Origin of the sequence: [Limnothrix rosea] IAM M-220 (assembly GCF_001904615.1) — a bacterium.
Lineage (GTDB): Bacteria > Cyanobacteriota > Cyanobacteriia > Cyanobacteriales > MRBY01 > MRBY01.
This window is the reverse complement of the sequence record NZ_MRBY01000050.1, coordinates 1-21,145: the sequence shown is the minus strand read 5'-3', so window position 1 is coordinate 21,145 and position 21,145 is coordinate 1. Positions and strand designations below refer to the sequence as shown.

17 protein-coding genes and 1 CRISPR repeat array are annotated in these 21,145 nt (G+C 45.3%); of the genes, 10 read left to right on the top strand and 7 right to left on the bottom strand.

All coding sequences use genetic code 11. The features are described from left to right. Positions 1-22: 22 nt before the first annotated feature. A CRISPR array of direct repeats spans positions 23-5,875; the repeat unit is 37 nt; unit sequence CTCTCAAGCATCAAAATCCCTTTCTAGGGACTGAAAG. 58 nt (positions 5,876-5,933) lie between these two features. Both NIES208_RS15525 and NIES208_RS15520 read left to right on the top strand, forming a co-directional pair. Further along, the gene (locus tag NIES208_RS15525; RefSeq protein WP_075893893.1) at positions 5,934-6,533 is read left to right on the top strand and encodes a transglutaminase-like domain-containing protein; all 600 of its coding nucleotides are present in this window, start codon (positions 5,934-5,936) and stop codon (positions 6,531-6,533) included. Positions 6,534-7,160: 627 nt separating this feature from the next. Then, the gene (locus NIES208_RS15520) at positions 7,161-7,796 is read left to right on the top strand and encodes an ABC transporter ATP-binding protein (RefSeq protein WP_075893898.1); all 636 of its coding nucleotides are present in this window, start codon (positions 7,161-7,163) and stop codon (positions 7,794-7,796) included. Here the strand turns inward: NIES208_RS15520 and bioD are convergent. Beyond that, positions 7,793-8,500 carry a dethiobiotin synthase gene (gene bioD, locus NIES208_RS15515; RefSeq protein WP_075893892.1) on the bottom strand — a complete coding sequence of 236 codons (708 nt, stop codon included), beginning with the start codon at positions 8,498-8,500 and terminating at the stop codon, positions 7,793-7,795. The genes NIES208_RS15520 and bioD overlap by 4 nt on opposite strands. A gap of 299 nt (positions 8,501-8,799) precedes the next feature. Here bioD and NIES208_RS15510 point away from each other — a divergent pair, with 299 nt between their 5' ends. Beyond that, a complete protein-coding gene (locus NIES208_RS15510; protein ID WP_084176659.1) occupies positions 8,800-9,795 on the top strand; it encodes a ribose-phosphate pyrophosphokinase in 996 nt (331 codons plus the stop codon). A gap of 51 nt (positions 9,796-9,846) precedes the next feature. Here NIES208_RS15510 and NIES208_RS15505 read toward each other — a convergent pair whose 3' ends face one another. Both NIES208_RS15505 and NIES208_RS15500 read right to left on the bottom strand, forming a co-directional pair. Then, the gene (locus NIES208_RS15505) at positions 9,847-10,539 is read right to left on the bottom strand and encodes a YkvA family protein (protein ID WP_225875328.1); all 693 of its coding nucleotides are present in this window, start codon (positions 10,537-10,539) and stop codon (positions 9,847-9,849) included. A gap of 56 nt (positions 10,540-10,595) precedes the next feature. Continuing rightward, positions 10,596-11,330 carry an ABC transporter ATP-binding protein gene (locus NIES208_RS15500; RefSeq protein ID WP_075893890.1) on the bottom strand — a complete coding sequence of 245 codons (735 nt, stop codon included), beginning with the start codon at positions 11,328-11,330 and terminating at the stop codon, positions 10,596-10,598. A 322-nt stretch (positions 11,331-11,652) separates the two neighbouring features. Here NIES208_RS15500 and NIES208_RS15495 point away from each other — a divergent pair, with 322 nt between their 5' ends. The 3 genes from NIES208_RS15495 to NIES208_RS15485 all read left to right on the top strand — a co-directional run bounded on the left by NIES208_RS15495 (position 11,653) and on the right by NIES208_RS15485 (position 15,867). Then, positions 11,653-13,290 (top strand): SLBB domain-containing protein, encoded by a 1,638-nt coding sequence (locus NIES208_RS15495; RefSeq protein ID WP_075893889.1) that lies wholly within the window; start codon positions 11,653-11,655, stop codon positions 13,288-13,290. A gap of 174 nt (positions 13,291-13,464) precedes the next feature. Further along, entirely contained in the window at positions 13,465-15,081 is a 1,617-nt protein-coding gene (locus NIES208_RS15490) for a GumC family protein (protein ID WP_075893888.1), read from the top strand. An 18-nt stretch (positions 15,082-15,099) separates the two neighbouring features. Then, the gene (locus NIES208_RS15485; RefSeq protein ID WP_075893887.1) at positions 15,100-15,867 is read left to right on the top strand and encodes a CpsD/CapB family tyrosine-protein kinase; all 768 of its coding nucleotides are present in this window, start codon (positions 15,100-15,102) and stop codon (positions 15,865-15,867) included. On the opposite strand, the gene NIES208_RS15480 is transcribed toward NIES208_RS15485, so the two are convergent. After that, complete coding sequence (locus NIES208_RS15480; RefSeq protein WP_235641412.1) at positions 15,864-16,442, bottom strand: putative colanic acid biosynthesis acetyltransferase; 579 nt, start codon at positions 16,440-16,442, stop codon at positions 15,864-15,866. The two genes, NIES208_RS15485 and NIES208_RS15480, sit on opposite strands and share 4 nt — an antisense overlap. Positions 16,443-16,577: 135 nt before the next feature. Then, entirely contained in the window at positions 16,578-17,183 is a 606-nt protein-coding gene (locus tag NIES208_RS15475; RefSeq protein WP_139325083.1) for a hypothetical protein, read from the bottom strand. A 333-nt stretch (positions 17,184-17,516) separates the two neighbouring features. Between NIES208_RS15475 and pyrF the strand changes: the two genes are divergently transcribed. The 3 genes from pyrF (at position 17,517) to grxD (ending at position 18,952) form a co-directional block, all read left to right on the top strand. Next, positions 17,517-18,215: an orotidine-5'-phosphate decarboxylase gene (gene pyrF, locus NIES208_RS15470; protein WP_075893884.1), complete on the top strand. Its 699-nt coding sequence runs from the start codon at positions 17,517-17,519 to the stop codon at positions 18,213-18,215. An 80-nt stretch (positions 18,216-18,295) separates the two neighbouring features. Then, positions 18,296-18,556 (top strand): BolA family protein, encoded by a 261-nt coding sequence (locus NIES208_RS15465; RefSeq protein ID WP_075893883.1) that lies wholly within the window; start codon positions 18,296-18,298, stop codon positions 18,554-18,556. Between the two features lie 66 nt (positions 18,557-18,622). Continuing rightward, complete coding sequence (grxD, locus tag NIES208_RS15460; protein ID WP_075893882.1) at positions 18,623-18,952, top strand: Grx4 family monothiol glutaredoxin; 330 nt, start codon at positions 18,623-18,625, stop codon at positions 18,950-18,952. A 130-nt stretch (positions 18,953-19,082) separates the two neighbouring features. On the opposite strand, the gene gatC is transcribed toward grxD, so the two are convergent. Continuing rightward, positions 19,083-19,376 carry an Asp-tRNA(Asn)/Glu-tRNA(Gln) amidotransferase subunit GatC gene (gatC, locus tag NIES208_RS15455; protein ID WP_075893881.1) on the bottom strand — a complete coding sequence of 98 codons (294 nt, stop codon included), beginning with the start codon at positions 19,374-19,376 and terminating at the stop codon, positions 19,083-19,085. Between the two features lie 137 nt (positions 19,377-19,513). After that, positions 19,514-20,035, bottom strand: a complete 522-nt coding sequence (locus NIES208_RS15450; RefSeq protein ID WP_075893880.1) for a photosystem I assembly protein Ycf3 — start codon at positions 20,033-20,035, stop codon at positions 19,514-19,516. A 71-nt stretch (positions 20,036-20,106) separates the two neighbouring features. Here NIES208_RS15450 and holA point away from each other — a divergent pair, with 71 nt between their 5' ends. Continuing rightward, entirely contained in the window at positions 20,107-21,087 is a 981-nt protein-coding gene (gene holA, locus NIES208_RS15445; RefSeq protein WP_075893879.1) for a DNA polymerase III subunit delta, read from the top strand. Positions 21,088-21,145: the final 58 nt, after the last annotated feature.

Sequence of the window (21,145 nt, the reverse complement as noted above, 5' to 3'; positions counted from 1 at the left end):
TTCCAGTGATTTCAGCGGCGGTCTCTCAAGCATCAAAATCCCTTTCTAGGGACTGAAAGCGGGTTGAACCCCCCATATCATTGAGAGCGTCTTCCCTCTCAAGCATCAAAATCCCTTTCTAGGGACTGAAAGTTAAGAATGACTGACATGATTTGGGTGCAAGTTGCTCTCAAGCATCAAAATCCCTTTCTAGGGACTGAAAGTTTGATTCGACCGAGGGGAATAAAACTGCATCCCCTCTCAAGCATCAAAATCCCTTTCTAGGGACTGAAAGTGCAGCATTTCCTGATTAAGTTTGTGGTTTAGCTGCCTCTCAAGCATCAAAATCCCTTTCTAGGGACTGAAAGAACTGTGACCTGCACTTTTGTGCCCGTGAGATACAGGGGCTCTCAAGCATCAAAATCCCTTTCTAGGGACTGAAAGGCCAGCTCGGCATCGGTGGGGGTAGAACCCGCCAACTCTCAAGCATCAAAATCCCTTTCTAGGGACTGAAAGGGGGACTAACGCCGCACCAATTGCGCCGATCACACTCTCAAGCATCAAAATCCCTTTCTAGGGACTGAAAGATTTGCCGTGTCCCCATCAATGTGGTGGACATGACTCTCAAGCATCAAAATCCCTTTCTAGGGACTGAAAGTGTACCTCCCTAGCCGTCGCACAGATATTGGCAATCTCTCAAGCATCAAAATCCCTTTCTAGGGACTGAAAGGAAATTTATCGAGGGGGCGGCAACATTGACCTTGTGGCGACTCTCAAGCATCAAAATCCCTTTCTAGGGACTGAAAGAATTCACCCTAGCCGATGCAAAAAAAGCAGGAACTCACTCTCAAGCATCAAAATCCCTTTCTAGGGACTGAAAGGCCTCAGCCTCAACATACTCGCCGTCTTCGTTTACCTCTCTCAAGCATCAAAATCCCTTTCTAGGGACTGAAAGAATGCCACCGCTAGCCACGTGCCATAGATTGCCATCTCTCAAGCATCAAAATCCCTTTCTAGGGACTGAAAGCTCAAACTGCGCATTGTTGATGCGCCATTGACTACTCTCAAGCATCAAAATCCCTTTCTAGGGACTGAAAGGCTGACAAGAAGATGTACTTGTGAAAAATCCCGCAGCTCTCAAGCATCAAAATCCCTTTCTAGGGACTGAAAGTTCGCCTTGTTGATATTGAAGAATTTTTAGTAGGACTCTCAAGCATCAAAATCCCTTTCTAGGGACTGAAAGCTGATTTAAGACGAAATACTGAAGAGCACGAAATCTCTCAAGCATCAAAATCCCTTTCTAGGGACTGAAAGTATCAGAAAACGACTAAGGGCATGAAAGAAGAGGACTCTCAAGCATCAAAATCCCTTTCTAGGGACTGAAAGCGTTGGCATACTTGCCCAAACAGCATCAATTCTTCGCTCTCAAGCATCAAAATCCCTTTCTAGGGACTGAAAGAGTCGATCATCTACTGTGGCGATCGCCGAACTATTCTCTCAAGCATCAAAATCCCTTTCTAGGGACTGAAAGCAGCATACTAATTTAGTGCCAATCTCTTCAAACCTATTGTCTCTCAAGCATCAAAATCCCTTTCTAGGGACTGAAAGTCAGCTACAACAGGCGATCGCCCCTTCTCCAGCAGCTCTCAAGCATCAAAATCCCTTTCTAGGGACTGAAAGATAGGAACCCTTGAACACCTGCATAACTAAACCAGCTCTCAAGCATCAAAATCCCTTTCTAGGGACTGAAAGTTGCCATTGATTCGGCAATACTGCTGGGGTCACCGCTCTCAAGCATCAAAATCCCTTTCTAGGGACTGAAAGGTTTTGTCTTTGTTGCTGTAGTAATAAGCTTCTATCTCTCAAGCATCAAAATCCCTTTCTAGGGACTGAAAGTGTTTTTTGCGCGCTAATAATGCCCGTCGCCTCATAAATCTCTCAAGCATCAAAATCCCTTTCTAGGGACTGAAAGTGGAAAGCTCGACCACCCTGTACACCAAACAGAGATTCTCTCAAGCATCAAAATCCCTTTCTAGGGACTGAAAGCTAGTATCATCGTTGCCACCACTAGAACGACGGGATTCTCTCAAGCATCAAAATCCCTTTCTAGGGACTGAAAGAATGGCACGGGTGAAACAGTGACGATCGCCGTCAGCCTCTCAAGCATCAAAATCCCTTTCTAGGGACTGAAAGACTACTAAACTTTAGCAAAGGTCACAGCTACAACCTCTCAAGCATCAAAATCCCTTTCTAGGGACTGAAAGCAGTACTAATCTACTCTACACCTATCTAGTGCGTCAAGACTCTCAAGCATCAAAATCCCTTTCTAGGGACTGAAAGCAAAAATTTAGTACAAGTTCGATACCACCATTTAACACTCTCAAGCATCAAAATCCCTTTCTAGGGACTGAAAGTGGGGATTCTGAGCACCTTTAAGCGTGATGTGAAACTCTCAAGCATCAAAATCCCTTTCTAGGGACTGAAAGAAGAAAGCATAGGCTTCCGTTGCTTCGAGGACGACTCTCAAGCATCAAAATCCCTTTCTAGGGACTGAAAGGGCAATAAAAAAGCAGCCCGAAAGCTGCTAGAGGACTCTCAAGCATCAAAATCCCTTTCTAGGGACTGAAAGGTTGACTGGACAATTCAGGGCTTTCAGGATTACGACCTCTCAAGCATCAAAATCCCTTTCTAGGGACTGAAAGAGTGCAGCGCTATGGCTTCGCGGTGCGTGGCTCTCTCTCAAGCATCAAAATCCCTTTCTAGGGACTGAAAGGAAGAAAAAGAAGCGATTTTATGGGCACTATCTGACTCTCAAGCATCAAAATCCCTTTCTAGGGACTGAAAGTTTGCGTTGTAGTTGGCGGTGACGGCGCGGCTATAGCTCTCAAGCATCAAAATCCCTTTCTAGGGACTGAAAGCATTAAGTAGAGTGACTAAAACAGCTTCATCGTTGCTGCTCTCAAGCATCAAAATCCCTTTCTAGGGACTGAAAGCAGTGCGTTCCTTTGCTGCGGCGTTGACATCATCCCAACTCTCAAGCATCAAAATCCCTTTCTAGGGACTGAAAGTGGGCAACGGGTTCTACGTAAAAGAGGGGCGTAGCTCTCAAGCATCAAAATCCCTTTCTAGGGACTGAAAGCAAGAATCAATTCCTTATTACGATACAGGCGCACCTCTCAAGCATCAAAATCCCTTTCTAGGGACTGAAAGTTCAATCTTCGGACTTGCTAAGGGAGGTGCAGTTGACTCTCAAGCATCAAAATCCCTTTCTAGGGACTGAAAGGGGGGTTGATATCCCCAGCAAGATTCGTGACCTAACTCTCAAGCATCAAAATCCCTTTCTAGGGACTGAAAGGGAGGTTCCCATGATTCACAACCCCCATCCTCCCATCTCTCAAGCATCAAAATCCCTTTCTAGGGACTGAAAGGGGGGAGAATGGCGGCGATTCCGGATATTTTCATGCTCTCAAGCATCAAAATCCCTTTCTAGGGACTGAAAGTAGTTTTTGGTAGTTGTTCCCGCCGATGTAAGTGATACTCTCAAGCATCAAAATCCCTTTCTAGGGACTGAAAGTGGATTTCGTAACCCATTTGTCACGGCGATCGCACCTCTCAAGCATCAAAATCCCTTTCTAGGGACTGAAAGTTGTTTGAGTTTTATGTCTGCATTAATTTCCGTAATCTCTCAAGCATCAAAATCCCTTTCTAGGGACTGAAAGACTTTCGGTGCCCTGATTCAAGAAAGTAAAAATGTCTCTCAAGCATCAAAATCCCTTTCTAGGGACTGAAAGTTTTTCAAGATACGTTTATCGTCGCATATTATTTTCTCTCAAGCATCAAAATCCCTTTCTAGGGACTGAAAGTGGCTTGATAGCTTTAGATGCTGTGGCGATCGCCTGCTGTCTCTCAAGCATCAAAATCCCTTTCTAGGGACTGAAAGAGCAATTCATTGCGCAGCTCGTTGTAAACATTTGCTCTCAAGCATCAAAATCCCTTTCTAGGGACTGAAAGGCCTCAGTATTGGCATGGGGACGCACATCGCTAGCGCGCTCTCAAGCATCAAAATCCCTTTCTAGGGACTGAAAGTTTTTTTGGCTAGCAAGTTGGAGCAAAAGGCAAACTCTCAAGCATCAAAATCCCTTTCTAGGGACTGAAAGGCGACGACATCTAGCGGAATTCCGATCCCATCCAACTCTCAAGCATCAAAATCCCTTTCTAGGGACTGAAAGTCCCAAGTGGACGCAACTCTGCCAAATGTTCACGTCTCTCAAGCATCAAAATCCCTTTCTAGGGACTGAAAGCGCTACTTGAACTTCCCTGATTGACGATCCAACCAGCTCTCAAGCATCAAAATCCCTTTCTAGGGACTGAAAGTTGAAAATGATCAAGATTTTAAAGGACTACAGCAAGCTCTCAAGCATCAAAATCCCTTTCTAGGGACTGAAAGCAATCATAGCCAAGGATTTACCGGTTCCGAACTCCTCTCAAGCATCAAAATCCCTTTCTAGGGACTGAAAGCTAGATTCGCGGTTGAAGTTGGCGATCGCCGCCTCTCAAGCATCAAAATCCCTTTCTAGGGACTGAAAGTCTCACCATAATCAAAAATTGTGCCATCAAAATAATTCTCTCAAGCATCAAAATCCCTTTCTAGGGACTGAAAGGATGAACCAGTAGCATAACTCAAAACAATAAGCAAAACTCTCAAGCATCAAAATCCCTTTCTAGGGACTGAAAGGGGAAAGACTCACCCGATATCGATGAGCTGCAACTCTCAAGCATCAAAATCCCTTTCTAGGGACTGAAAGATAACTACCCTCGCAAAGGATTTTAAAGTGAAAGACTCTCAAGCATCAAAATCCCTTTCTAGGGACTGAAAGTTGAGATATTGCTCTTTTTTGAGAGGCAAATTCCACTCTCAAGCATCAAAATCCCTTTCTAGGGACTGAAAGCAAAATGATAGGAATCTCCGGCACAAGAAAACTAACTCTCAAGCATCAAAATCCCTTTCTAGGGACTGAAAGTCAAGCTGTGTTCGATGTTTACGGTTTTGGCACATCTCTCAAGCATCAAAATCCCTTTCTAGGGACTGAAAGGAAGGTTCTGCTCTATGCCGTTCGTATTTGTTCCTCTCTCAAGCATCAAAATCCCTTTCTAGGGACTGAAAGTGGCAGGTTGTCTGAGTCTCTTTTCGAGTTGAAAACTCTCAAGCATCAAAATCCCTTTCTAGGGACTGAAAGGCAGTACGACGATCAGAGCAAAATCGTGGTGGTGCAGCTCTCAAGCATCAAAATCCCTTTCTAGGGACTGAAAGAATTTTTCGAGTTTTACCAGAGTTCAGAGATTAGCTCTCAAGCATCAAAATCCCTTTCTAGGGACTGAAAGTTTAGAGAGATATTGCACCTCTCTGGTCTTACCGACTCTCAAGCATCAAAATCCCTTTCTAGGGACTGAAAGTAGACCTGAATTTAAGCACTATAAGGGCTTAAATAACTCTCAAGCATCAAAATCCCTTTCTAGGGACTGAAAGCAATCGCTACGCCATCCCCCAAGTCGGCTACAGCATCTCTCAAGCATCAAAATCCCTTTCTAGGGACTGAAAGCTATCTCGGCGTGTCGTTTGGTCAACAACAATATACTCTCAAGCATCAAAATCCCTTTCTAGGGACTGAAAGGCCAATCTGTAAAGGATTCTCTGCTCAAATATACACTCTCAAGCATCAAAATCCCTTTCTAGGGACTGAAAGAATGCATTGTTTTTCGTTGGCATCATCAACGCTAACTCTCAAGCATCAAAATCCCTTTCTAGGGACTGAAAGTCGTTGTAATTGCGACGAATTACATTCTTATGAAATTCTACAGCTCTCAAGCATCAAAATCCCTTTCTAGGGACTGGAAAGAGTATCGTTAAGAGGGTTGGCGATCGCCTCTGATAGATTGGAGCGGTCAATTAAATTATGAAAAAGTATTTACAAGCAAGCGACATTATCGATTGGCAGCATCCAGATATTCTTGCTCAAGCCAATAAATTAGCTGCTGGATTGGAGGATAAAACGGCGATCGCCAAAATCTGCTTCGAGTGGGTGCGGGACGAAATCCACCATAGTTTTGATTACCAAATGAATCCCATTACCTGCACAGCCTCAGACGTTCTCCACCACAAAACCGGATATTGTTTTGCCAAAAGCCATTTACTCGCAGCCCTACTCCGAGCAAATCAAATTCCGGCGGGGTTATGTTACCAGAGATTAAGCATCGATGACAAAGGCGCACCCTATAGCTTGCACGGCTTTAACGCCATCTTTTTAGCAGACTGCGGCTGGTATCGCGTAGATGCTAGGGGCAACAAAGCGAATATCGATGCTCAATTCACCCCACCCCATGAGCAGCTCGCTTTTCAGATCAATTTTCCTGAAGAATTTGATTTTCCTGATATTTTACCTGAGCCGCTCCCACTGATTATCAAAGCATTGAAAACACATCAAACATGGCATGAAGTGCTAGAAAATCTACCGGATATTGAGCTAGGAGATTTCAAAAATCTTACCCTGCACTAAAATAAATTTCTTACCTTACAAAATCTATTTAAAAATTTAAGAATAAAGCCTATAAATAGTAATTAATTACCGAACTAATGTAGCGATTATAATTCAGACAAAAAATCTTTCTATTCTTAATATCAAATAAAATGGCTATACATAACAATACCACCCAGCACTCTTTTCCCAGTGGACTTCCATTAATAGAGCTATATCGTTTAGAGGCGGCAACTGCATCACTCGAAATGCCAGACAAGACTTGAGTTCTTCAGTTGGGTTGCTCCCTGTTTTTTCCAGCTATTGGAAGTATAGATTTTGAGTTTGGGTGGTATCGTTTTGAAACGAGACAGATATGTAAAGAAACAGCGTTTTTACTCTCCTTAAACTAACTTGGACAATGGCTGTTTTATCTGCCGGGGAAGAAGAGCTATGTCTTTCTTCAATTACTAATTTAACAGCTTCTGTCGGGGATCAATGGCTTCTCAATTAAACTTCGATTTAACTGAGCATTAACTACTTCTAATATTAAGAAGATTTGCAGACCTGTCGGTGTTATCAACTGACCTCGGTGGCGATCGCCGCATTTATGGGGGCAGCTCTCCTAAACCCCTGTGTTACCGTAAACAAGGTTTCATCAGAACAGTGATGCTTTATCTCAAGGATCTGTACTATCATCCGGCCGCCACATCGGAGCCCATTCTTAAGGGAGTCAACCTTTCCCTTGCACCGCAGGAGCTGGGAATGATCGTGGGGCCTAGCGGCTCTGGCAAAACAACACTATTAGAAATTTTGGCGGGTTTAGCAGAACAGACTCGGGGCGATATTCGCTGGCAAAAACAGGCACTAACAAGCATTCATCTCCAGCAGCTGGCCGGGCTGGTCTTTCAGTTTCCTGAACGACATTTTTGTGGGTCAACTATTTTAGAAGAGTTACGCTTCGGACATCCAGAGTTGCGATTAGAGCAAGTGCAAGAAGCATTGGCAGAAGTAGACCTAGCACACCTCGATCTGAAAAGTTCACCCCATGCCCTCAGCGGTGGTCAACAGCGACGACTGGCCCTAGCTGTACAGCTCATTCGACAGCCAAATCTGCTGATGCTTGATGAGCCAACGGCAGGCTTAGATTGGTCAATGCGATCGCAGCTGGCGAAACTTCTGCACAAGCTCAAGGAACATTGGACATTGCTAATTGTCACCCATGACCCCGATGAATTGGAAGGTATTGCCGACCGCTGCTGGCGGATTGACCACGGAAAAATCACCGTGACTAAAGAGCCCTAAGCTTTTTGCGTTCGCTCAAAGACTTTAGTCGGCAGTAATTTTTCTAAATCCCATGTCGCCACCGTCTCAGCAAGGAAACGGCGATCGCCCCAATCCTTGACATAGGGTAATGTGCCGATTACCGGAATATCCGTAAACTTTTCAAGGGTGGCTGGGGGAGACAATTTTTCAATCTCTCCTACTGCAGCCGGTGTACCACAGCTCAAAATCATGCCCCGGAGCTGGATATTGTGTTCCCGCGCCAAGCTCACCTGACCAATGGTTTGGCCAATCGACCCCAGCTTTACCGGAACAACCAGCACCGCCGGCATCTGCCACTGCCCCGCCAAATCTGCCACTAAAAGATCATCAGTGACAGGCGACCCTAAACTGCCCAGAGATTCGGCAATCACAAACTCTGTTTCTGCCGCCAATTCATCTAGCGATCGCCGCACCAGCTCCAGGTCAATATCTCTACCTTCAAGCGTAGCCGCCACCGGAGGCGCGACCGGAGTTTCATACTCCAGAGGTACGACTAAACGCGTATGGTCATCACAAAACTCTTCATACCATTGGCGATCGCCGATCCCCGTTTGCATGAGCTTGATCACGCCTAACGGAGAATGAGCAAGAAAATACCGCCAATACGCAATCAAAGCCGAGCTAACCGCTGTTTTTCCGACCTCAGTATCAGTTCCCGCAACAAACAAACAATTTCCTAACATAAGTAAATTTCAAATTGCATTCCAGAAGTTATTGAGTACAATAGACCCTGAAGAATAGACTCTTCTTTAATATTTTTTTATAGTTCGTTGACCATTTTTTGTTGCATCTACTTCGATGACTCCCCACCGATTTAACCCAAGAACTTGCCGAGCTGAATGATGGGGATCACCACTCAATTGCTCTCAATAATTAGAGAATCTAGCAAAGCAAGTCGCGTCACAAATCGCGGGAATAATGAATATGGTACTCTCCCCCCTTGGATGTCCTTTACCAACCCAAAAGAGAGGTTTCTTCCGCTGTGAGCCACTCCGCCACCGTTGCCCTACAACAATCCATCCTCCAAACCACATCTTCGAGTAATCGTTTACGCCTATTTTCAGGCTCAGCGAACCCCATTGTCGCCAACGAAGTTGCCCGCTATCTCGGCATTGACTTAGGCCCCATGATCCGCAAACAATTTGCCGACGGCGAAATGTATGTGCAAATCCAAGAATCCATTCGCGGTTGTGATGTGTACCTCATCCAGCCATCCTGTCGGCCAGTGAATGATCACTTGATGGAGCTGTTAATCATGATCGATGCCTGCCGTCGTGCCTCTGCCCGACAAATCACCGCAGTCATTCCCTACTATGGCTATGCCCGTGCGGATCGAAAAACAGCAGGTCGCGAATCCATTACCGCAAAGCTAGCCGCAAACCTCATTACCCAAGCCGGAGCTGGTCGCGTCTTAGCCATGGATCTCCACTCTGCCCAGATCCAAGGTTACTTTGATATTCCCTGTGACCATGTGTACGGCTCCCCCGTTATCTTGGATTATCTCAACAGCAAAAATCTAGATGATATTGTTGTTGTTTCCCCTGATGTTGGTGGTGTTGCCCGTGCCCGTGCCTTTGCCAAAAAATTACACGGTGCTCCCCTCGCCATTATCGATAAACGTCGTCAGGCCCATAATGTTGCGGAAGTGATGAATGTGGTGGGCGATGTCCAAGGTAAAACTGCCATCCTAGTCGATGACATGATAGACACTGCGGGAACATTGCAAGAGGGCGCTCGTTTACTCCGAAAGGAAGGGGCGAAGCAGGTTTATGCCTGTGCCACTCACCCGGTATTTTCGGGTCCTGCGGTCGACCGTCTGTCTGGTGGTCTATTTGAAGAGGTGATCGTAACTAATACGATTCCTGTTCCCCCCGAAAAGCAGTTTGAGCAGCTAACTGTATTGACCGTTGCGAATCTTCTCGGTGAAACGATTTGGCGTATCCACGAGGAGAGTTCTGTTAGCAGTATGTTTCGTTAAGGAAAATCTAGGTCATTAGAGTGTGTTATTCAATTAAGTTGATAACATTCTCTAACCTAAAGTATTCAAAATCAGTTTAACGATAATGGCGATCGCCGCCGCTACGATACTGCCAATTAAGGTAATACGCACAATTTCTGTTTGTTTTTTGATTTCGATCGCCGCTTTTTGTTCGGCTTGGCGGGTCATATATTTTTCTAGTTCGACAGCTAAGGTCGAAACTACGGCTGCAATCACGGCGACATCATCGGCTAAGCCTGCGAAGGGAATGACATCGGGGACGGCATCGAAGGGTGAAACGAGATAGACGAGGGCGGCGATCGCCACAGCTTTTGATTTCCAAGCCACATGGGGATCTTTGATCATTTTTGCGAGGGACTGCACTTTCCCCCAAACCTCTTTAACTGGCCCCCGCCGCATTTGATCAAGGCCTGCTTTAACCCGTTCAATATCTTCCGGTTTTACCCGTCGGACAACCTTCTGAAAAACTTGGGCAATGCGTGTTTTATCCTGTTCTTCTAAGGTCTCTTCCACTTGGTCTTCTAGGTCATTGGCATTACCACTAGTCATGGCTGATGTTTGTGATCTTTGAAAACGAGCTGTAAATTTTTGCCAGCGCGATAACTCTGGTTGCTCTTCCACTGGCTCAGCTGTGACTTCGATGATCTCTGGAATCGCTGGATCAGGCGATCGCCGCAACCTTTGCCAGTAAGTCTGTAGCCTATCTTGAAGTTTTACCACCATCTGCCATAGCGAGAGAGAAGATATTGCTACTCTAGCGAAATTTCCAAAAAAATCATCTAATCTTCCCTATAAGCAGCCCCAAGATAAAGCTCACCCACCTTAGGATTATTTAATAAATCAGCACCTGTGCCCTCAAAGCGATCGCGCCCATTTTCTAGAACATAGCCACGGTCAGCCAACTCCAAAGCCCGCTTCGCATTTTGCTCCACTAAAATAATCGCCTTACCCAAACTATTTACCGCCTTAATCTGCTCAAAAACATTAGTCACCAAAATCGGCGAGAGCGCCGCAGAAGGCTCATCCAGAACCAATAAATCGGGATCAAGCATCAATGCCCGTCCCATCGCCAACATTTGACGTTCACCACCAGATAAAGTCCCCGCCTGCTGCTTACGCCGTTGCTTGAGGACAGGAAACATCGTGTAGATCTGCCCCTTAAGGCCCGCTAAAGAACCCGACCGAACAAAGGCTCCCATCTCCAAATTTTCTTCAACACTGAGGCTGGCAAAAACATTTCTAATTTGTGGGACATAGCACATGCCCTGCTGCACAATTTGGTTGGAGCGGAGACCGACAATATTTTTTCCCTTAAACGTAATGCTGCCTTGATTCGGCGTTAGTAATCCAAAAATTGTTTTGGCAAGGGTTGATTTTCCCGCACCATTGGGGCCAATAACAACGACGAGTTCACCGGGGGCAATGCGAAAATTAATGCCTTGCAGAATATTGAGATCCTTTATATATCCTGCATGTACATTGTCTACGACCAGTAAGTTTGTCGTGCTTGTCATTGTTTCGGAAAAGGTTGTTTACTTGTAAATTGCTTTCCCTAAGAATAAAAGCAAATGGTTTGGTCACATCACAAAAATCGAAAAATCCTCAGAAACTCTTTAAGAAGGCTCATACTTTCGAGCAAATCGCTGGGCTACTATGGAGACTCTTATGGTTCAGCACTCAGTTTTGGCACACTAATTTGTAGGTAGGGGATCTCATCAATCTTTGTATTTGCACTGGTAACCCAATTGAAAGCTGGAACAATTTAAGTAAATTTTGATCTTTCAAGATGTATCGGTTCTAGATTGTCGTCTGTATTGTGTTCATGCCGCGTTTGTTATGAAATTAGGTTCGTTATTTTTTCTTTCTCGTCGGGTAATCTTTGGGGCGATCGCCGCTACTACTGTTACCCCATTCACTGCTGCTGTAGCCATACAGGCGGAAGACCTTACCACCCCTCAGTTGGTGGCACAAAGTATCGCCCCAGACAACCTTGAACCAGATTTAAGAGTATTACCGACCATCCCCCGGTCTGATGTCACGCCGCCGCCCTTCCTTGAGCGTGATCCATTACCCGATAGCTATTGGGAAGAAGTCAATCCGTTTCAAGGCGTTTTCCCCCAGCCCCAACAAACCGAGCCTCGTTCTTTACCAGTATTTTCGCCGTCTGGTGCACCGGCAGCTGTGGCTGTCCCCCAGTTTCCTAATCGCGACATCCCCTCCATAGATGAGCTAGAGGCCGATTACCGCCTTGATGCTGGCGATACGATTCAACTAGAGTTTTTTAATACACCAGAATATAACGGCCAATATGCACTGGAGCCCTTTGGCACCATAACTTTGCCCTTAGTTGGGCGGGTTGATCTACGGGGGTTAACCATCGCAGAGGCCGGCGATCGCCTTGCCGTTGCCTACGCCCCAGAACTACGCTTTCCAGAAGTAGATGTCACCCTAATAAACCGCCGTCCCCTACAGATCGTCATGGGTGGAGAAATCGTTCAGCCCGGTCTCTATACCTTCCCCTCAAATACAGGCGGCCAAGCACCAAGACTCTTCCAAGCACTACAAAACGCTGGCGGCATTACCCCTGCCGGCGATATCGCCCGAGTCCAAATCACGAGAGATTCAGAAAATCCGACTTTATCCCACACCATTTCCGTTAACCTACTTGCCCTACTCAACCAAGGAGACCTGAGCCAAAACATTGACCTACGCGATGGCGATGTCATTACAGTTCCTGCCGCAGCCATTCTCGATGTAGACACTGTCGAGCAACTGGCCTTATCTAACGTACGATCCCAATCAACTCTACCTGTCGACGTTGCCGTACTGGGCGAAGTCGGATTGCCAGGCCCCTACCGTTTTGGTGCAGGAGATCAAACAACCATTGTACGGGCAATTCAACAAGCAGGTGGCCTATCGCCCTTTGCCGATGTGCGCAATGTCACCCTAGAGCGCAAGACCCGTAGCGGCTCCCTCCAAAAAATCACAATTGATCTGTTTGCCATCCTTGAATCAGGACGCATAGACCAAGATGTGACACTACAGGCCGGCGATGTGATTCAAATTCCCCAAGCTGAGCTGAACAACGAGCAAATTACAGCACTGACAAGTTCGACTTTATCAAGGGGACCCATTGAAGTCGCCATTTTAGGAGAAGTGAATAGACCCGGAGGTTTGCAAGTTAAAGCAAATACATCATTAAGCCAAGCAATAATCGCTGCTGGTGGCTTTAACAACCTTGCCCGAAAAAAAGTAAAGCTGCTGCGCTTTAACCCTGATGGTACGGTTAGTGAGAAAAAAATCGAGGTCGATCTAGACCGTACCATTAACCCAGAAGACAACCCGATTCTTCAGCCTAACGATATCATCATGGTCGGGAAATCCACCTGGGGCACCATCAGAGAAACCCTCACCAGTGTGAGTCGAAATGTAAACTTCCTCCTACCCTATCTCTTTTTCCTCAATGATCAATAGATTTGACTACAGCTATGATGGGAAAGAGCAGTTACGGTTGGGATAATCACAATACATGAGCTGGAGATGATTAAACAAATTCCCATTCATCTGTCTTCCACTGTCTTCCACACTTAGCGATCGCCATCTACTAACGAACCACCATTTACGCGACCCTTACTTCCTTTAGAGTTCATGCGGCATCCTTCTTTTTCATCCAAAGATTCTCGGGCTACAACAGAATCCCAGACTGCTGACCATTATTCTGTGGGAAATTCACCACAGGTTGTTAGCCCGTTGCCAGCCCAAGAAGAGGAAGAGTCCGGCGGTAATCAAGTCGGTGAAATCATTGAAATGGTAAAGCGGCGCTCCCTCGTCATTGTGGGTGTCGCAATAGTGCTGATCGGCAACTCCGCCATGAAGCTCAGCAAAGTGCCGACCACCTACACAGGTAATTTTCAACTTTTAGTTGAGCCCGTGAATGCAGACCTTGCCAATTTAAGTAACGCTGGCACAGGGAGCAGTCTTGACTACGAGACTCAATTAGCCATTCTCAAAAGTCCTGCCTTATTATTACCCGTCATTGAAGACTTAAAACCTTCATACCCTAGTTTGGGTTTTGGTACTTTATTAGGCGGATTAAATATCCAACAGCTTGGTAGCACTAAAATCATTGAGGTTTCTTTTGCGAGCAATAATCAAGCGATGACCCGCGCTGTACTTGATTATCTTGCCGAGAGCTACCTCGAATACAGTGAAGAAACACGTCAAACATTTCTGCAACAGGGTCTGCGTTTCGTTGATGAACAAAGACGCTTTACCCAAGAAAAAGTCGATGAATTGCAGGCTCAATTGCAAGAATTTCGCCAGAGAAACGGTTTTGCCCGTCCAGAAGATCGTTCCAATCAGCTGACAGAGCAATTGGGACAGCTAGAAACAGAAAAATTAACGATTGAGCAAGAATTAGCCAGTCTTGAGGCGAGTTTGCGTAATATGCAAACAGAAGAAGGTATTCAAGCTCTATTGATCGAAGATGAAGGATATCAGGAAATTTTAGGGCAGATACGGGCGATTGATACAGAGCTTAGTCTTGAACGGTCACGGTTTCAAGAAGGCAATGCCGTTATTCAAGCCCTCAAGCAACGACGGGAAAATTTACTGCCTTTGTTACAACAGCGGATCAATGAAACAGTCGAAGCACGTATGGCGGCAGGGTCTGTGCAAGCACGAGTTTACAACACGCGCTTACAAAATATTGATCAGGCGAAGGCGCGCATCAGCCAAGAAATTCAAGATTTATCTGCTTTAATTCGTGAATATAACAATATTGAGAGACAGCTAAGTATTGCTGTACAAAGTTTGACAGATTTTTTACAAAGTCGCCAAGCTCTCCAAATTGAAGCGGCCCAAAGTGAGATTCCCTGGGAATTGGTGAGGGAACCTTCTGCCTTTGGCACACCTAATGATTTCATGAAAGCTCTACGGACTGAAATCATCAAGGGCATCATCGCGGGTCTGGCTGTTGCTTTTATCTTGGATAAGATTGGTGGCAGTGTTCACACTCTCAGTGCACTCCAGAAAAAAATCAAGCTCCCCATTTTGGGTGTGTTGCCCTTTAATCAGCAGGTTTTTCTTGCTCAAGAGAGTAGCGGCAAAAGAAAAAAGCGCAAGCGCAAAATACTCAATCGCATCAAGCAGCGGATTATCCGGCTATCTCAACGGTTGTCTAGTGGTGCTAGTAAAATGGCGATCGCCCTCTTTGAAGAATATGATGGCACTGTCGAATTTTTCGAGTCATTAAGGGTTCTCTAAACTAACCTAGCGCAGGTGATGGAAGAACGAAATTACAAAACATTTGTTGTTAGTTCCGCTTCCGTCGGCGATGGCAAAACCACGGTTGCCATAAACTGGGCAGATACTGCTGCGGTGATGGGTCAGAAAGTCCTATTGATTGATGCAAATTTTCGCAAGCCTGAAATTCACGAATTTTTAAATCTGCATAATCAATCTGGTTTTGTTGATTTACTAAAAGATCCAACTCAAGAAGTTGCGCCTTATGTTCAGAGAGTTTTTGAGAATCGAGAGCTCTTTGTTTTGCCTCCCGGAAAGTCAGAGGATGATATTGCGAGGTTGCTAAATAGCGATCGCCTCGGCTCTGTTATGGCGCATCTAGAACAGGAATTTGATCTCATTATCCTTGATATTCCGAGCATGTTGGGACTCGCCGATGCAACCTTATTCAGTCGTAATACGGATGCACTGATCCTCGTGGCCAGCCTCCACAAAACCAAACTCGGTATTTTAGAAGAAGCTGTTGATGAGCTTGAAAAGAAACAAATTCCAGTATTGGGGTTAGTGGTCAATCGGCAAAAGGGTGCTGTTCCTGTGCTACGGGCAACCATCGGCCAGTCTAGTACAATGAACTATTTCCCGGAAGTGGATGATGCTGCCCCTGAAAATCGATCTCTCATCACAGCGGATGTTGAAGTGCGCAAAGAGCATTTTACCGAACAACAGCATCACTCATCCAATGGTGATGGCAACGGACAATTAGCGGGTTCGTCATCGGAAGAAGAAAAGGAAGAAAGTGTTATTTAATTCATCAAAGGGTCATCTGGCTTTACTAAATCTTTGATTTGTCTTTTTTTGACGGCGATCGCCGGATTACCTTGGTAAATCATCATCGGCTCAAGGGATTTTAACGCCACTCCCCCTAAAGCCAAAATCGCCCCCCGACCAATCGTAACGCCCGGCGCAACCCAAGAACCAGCAGCCAACCAACTATCTGCTTCAATGGCGATCGCCTCGGTTCTGAGGGAAAATTCAGGCACTGTCCAGTCATGATTGCCCGTACAAAGATAGACACCCTGTGAAATACAAACATGATCACCAATGGTTATGGGCGCAAGATTATCAAGCCAAGCATCCTCACCGATCCACACATGATCTCCCACAGTTAAACGCCAGGGAAATTTAACCCGAACACCGGGTTTAATACGCACCCCTTGACCCACAGTCGCACCAAAAAGCCTCAAGACCCCAACCTTTAGCCCAGAAAAAGGAATTAAATAACTCCTCACTAATACCGCACCAAAAAAATACCAAAGCAATCTTTTAAGAAGCGAAGCCCCCGGAGAATAGGAACCAACAGTATATAAATCTAATCTCATCATTGCTCTAGGCTAGCTTGAAGCATCAAAGCTATACACAAAATTTCTCAAATTCTAAGATTCCCCCATCGTACATTGTTCATTCATCCGACAAAACCGACAAGTTTGCTCTTGATGAATCAGTAAACCCGACTTAACCTAATGATCAGCCTTAGTATCTAGAGGAATTGCCCCCTGAGGAGGCGGAGCATTTTCATCCAGCCAAAACACTTTATTGTCCTGATAATAGTAATAGCCTTTTTTCCCCACCCTATTGCGCATATCCTCATCCCGCTTCTGCTGTTCATGTAGCAAAAATGAACCTAGAGCAGCAGAGTCTTGTGGCCACGAGCCAAAAGGAGATTCTAAAACAAGAATCGAGGAATCTTGAGTCAACAGATCCGCCACACACACAGATTGAAAATCTGATTGCTTCAGAGGATTGCACAATGAAAAGTCTGTGTTGAAGATGTTTGTCGACGGAAAATCTGTTTTTTGAGAAGGATCAGCTAGAATGATCAGGGGAGCAGAAAACCAAATATTCGCGCCTGTTGAGTTATCAGCCAATTCCTCTGTAAAAGTCAAAAAAGATTTGTCTAACTCAAATTCTCTAATTGTTGCTTGGCTTTGGGCTCTACTACCAAACATATTTTGTAAAATTAGCGTTGGAGATAAGGTTTGGCTGGGAAAGATGTAAAACAGGGCTGCCAATACTGCTACAGCACCAATACCAGCTATGCTCTTTCTAGTTTTGAGGAGTCTCATGCAAACGAATAATAGCTCAACTGATATCGATGAATTGAATCATAAAAAATTCAAGCCGTTTGATCTGGATAACTCAAAAGTGTTGCCTTAATTTTCGGTATTTACGCAAAAATTCAAGCAAATTGTTTTTTAAATTACAAAGGTACTTAAGGGAATGTTAGCAAATTTTCTGCGAAATGATACTCGTAACGGCCTAGATTTCTCGAGTAGAATCGGCATTGACAAAGATTGACTCGACCAAAATTTAAGTTCGATGCTATTTCGACAATAATTATTTTGCGTCGATCTTGTCGTAGCGATGGTGTACAGTAGCTTGCTTGGTGAGCAGGAAATATGACAAAACAAAATGATGTTGTAATTGTGCCGCTGGATGTGCCAACTCTAGAGGCGGCGATCGCCCTAATTGATGCACTACCAGAGGTAAATTTCTGGAAAGTTGGCTTAGAACTGTTCGTTGCCACAGGTGCGGACATCCTGAAGTACCTAAAAAAGCAAGACAAAAAGATTTTTTTAGATCTAAAATTTCACGATATTCCCAATACCGTAGCCGGAGCCTGCCGTTCTGCAAAAGAATACGAAGTTGATTTACTGACGATGCATGCGGTGGCGGGTACTGAAGCCATGGGACGCGCCAAAGAAGCCCTAGGAAATTCGCCGACAAAGTTAATTGCCATTACAGTCTTGACGAGTTTAAGTCCTGACAACCTACGGGACGATCTCAAAATTTCGGTCGAGTTAGCGGCGTTTGCAGAACATATGGCGCAGCTCGTCAAAAATTCAGGTTTGGACGGAGCGGTTTGTTCACCCCATGAAGCCGGCCAGTTACGGCGTATAAGTGGCGAAGACTTTACCTTAGTTTGTCCGGGGGTGCGTCCCACTTGGGCACACACAGGCGATCAGCAGCGCGTGATGACCCCAGCAGATGCCATTAAACAGGGGGCAAATCACTTAGTTATTGGTCGTCCGATTACGAAGGCAGAAAATCCCCAACAGGCTTGGCAACAGATTCAGGCAGAAATTGCGATCGCCTAAAAACAAGTTTGGCCGTTGTAAAGATACAATCTTTACTAGATAACTTTACCTACGCAAACTTTTATTGCTTCATTAAAAATATGGTCAGCCTAGCAGCCGTAAAAAATTCCATAGAAGGACATTTTGGTGATGCCACAGTCTTTGTGAAGGATTTAACGGGCGGTGGAGATCACCTTGAAGCCATCGTTGTGTCACCCGATTTTGCCGGAAAAACACGCGTCCGCCAGCACCAAATGGTCTACGCCGCCCTCAAAGATGAGATGGCAACGGAAGCGATCCACGCCCTTGCCCTCCGTACTTTTACGCCAGAGAAGTGGCAAGAAGCGGGTGAACCCTCCTAACGCTTATTTGTTTGGATCACCTGACTACATCAGATTTATTTCATTTATTCACTCGGAATTATTACTATGTCTTTAGCTCCTGAAACCAAAGCCAAAATCGATGATCTCGTTAATAGCAGCAAAATTTTTGTGTTCATGAAGGGCACAAAGTTGATGCCCCAGTGTGGTTTTTCTAATAATGTGGTGCAGATTCTCAACAGCGTCGGCGTTGAGTTTAAAACCTTTGATGTGCTTGAAGATTATGAGGTTCGCCAAGGTATTAAAGAGTATTCTGAGTGGCCAACCATTCCTCAGGTTTATGTCAATGGCGAATTTGTCGGCGGCTCTGACATCATGATTGAACTTTACAATTCTGGTGAGCTACACGAAATGCTTGAAGTTGCCCTCGCATCTTAAGATTTAGCTTCATCTTTTTTCGAGAACCAAATCAAATAAAACAAAATGGATTAGACCTTGCCGTATTGGTGAAAATCTAATCCATTTTTTCTTGATTTATTAGTGCCGCGAAACAGCAGGAAAATTTTGTTTACTCGCTGTCGCCCATAATTTGAGGCACACGGAAAAAATCGGCTTCCCGCTCCGGGGCATTTTCCAGAAGAGACTCGCGATCGCCGAAGGTTTTTTGAGTATCCTCACGGAAAATATTACTAACATCAATGGCGCGAGTTGTCGGTTCAACACCGTCAGTATCCAGCTCACTGAGCTGCTCGACATAATCTAAAATACCGCTCAATTGTTGCGGCAAAATAGCCTCTTCATCAGGCGTTAAATCCAAGCGAGCAAGATGGGCAACTTTACGAACCTGTTCGAGATCAATCATTTCTTACAGTTATCAGGTATCAGTTAACAGTTATCAAAGCAATAAAAATTTAGGATATGTGGGAACGGCCAAAGCTTCTGTAACTAATACATGGCTTATTCTCCGTCGCAACGCATCTTTTATAAAGAGAGTAAAATCTAGAAAAACACATCCATTTCAGAACGTCCTGTGATTTTAAGCCAGTTTTGCGCCTCGATATAGTTATTCGGAGCAATACGAATCGCCTGTTTCCAATATTCTGCGGCCTTGTCAAACAACGCTTCGGCTTTATCTGAATCGCCAGATTGTTTCGCCCGCTCCCCTTGGAAGTGATACACCACAGCAATATTATTTAGTGCTTGGGGCATGCGAGGGTTCAGCTCAATGGACTCGTGATAAAGTTCTAGCGCCTTCTCGTGGTCACCATTACTGGCGTGAATTAAGCCCATATTGTAGAGAATGTAGCTACGATCATTGCCGTCTTCTTCGAGTTTGAGGGCTTCTTCGTAGTTTTCGAGGGCTTCAGAATATTCGCCATCTGCCTGCGCCGACATGCCGTCACGGTAATATGCAAAGGCTTCTTTGGATTTGTTGCTGGTGGGCAGAATCTTGAGGATGATATCCGCCATTACCGTAAAGCTTTTGTCGATGAAGTTATCGTTACGTTGAGTTCTCGGCATAATGGTCTAGTTGCAGGGAATAAATCGTTTGTTCACTTTACATTGATTTGTTTTGATTTTAGCGGATTGCTATGGCTGTGTACTTTTTCTGGGGTGAAGATGATTTCGGGATCGCCCAAGCGGTAGACCAAATTAAGCAGTCTGTCCTTGACCCGGCATGGCTATCGTTTAACTTTCAAACCTACGATGGCAGCAAGGAAGAGAGCACCATTGAGGCGCTCAATGAGACAATGACACCACCCTTTGGTATGGGGGGACGATTGGTATGGTTGCAGGAAGCGACGTTTTGTAACAATTGCTCTGAGGCTCTTTTGACTCAACTGCAACGGACTTTAGGGGTTGTGCCGGAGAGTAGTCATTTATTAATTACGGCGCGCAAAAAACCGGATAAACGCATTAAATCCACTAAGTTTTTACAGGAACATGCCAAGGTTCGAGAATTTTCACCTATTCCGCCGTGGCAAACGGAAGCCCTTGCTGATCGAGTGCGCGGTACAGCCCAAGAACTTGGGGTCAAGTTAGACCGAGGTGCGATGGAATTATTGGGTGAAGCGGTGGGTAATGATAGTCGCCGTCTTTGGAATGAACTGGAAAAACTCAAGGTTTATCAGGGCGATCGCCCCCAACCGTTAAATCGTCATGAAATTCAAAAGCTCGTGGCGGCAACGAGTCAAAATAGTTTGCAATTGTGCGGGGCCATTCGCGAGGGAAAAAGTGGTGATGCAATTCAGTTAGTGGGGGAGCTACTGGCGCAAAATGAGCCGGCTCTGAGGATTGTGGCGACCATGATCGGGCAATTCCGGCTGTGGACTGTGATTAAAGTGATGATGGAGAGCGGTGAGCGAGACGATAAGGCGATCGCCAAACTAGCAGACTTACGGAACCCAAAACGTCTATACTTTCTCCGTAAAGAAATCGGGCGGCTAAGGGGTCAACAACTTCTAAAAACACTGCCCATTCTCCTAGAACTAGAAGCTGGACTAAAACAAGGGGCGATCGCCCAAGAAATCCTCCAAACCAAAGTCCTCGAACTTTGCCAGCTTTTTCGCTAACCTAACGTCAGTTATGGATAAGAATGTAGCCAAAATTCTTTAGAGAAAAGGAGACACG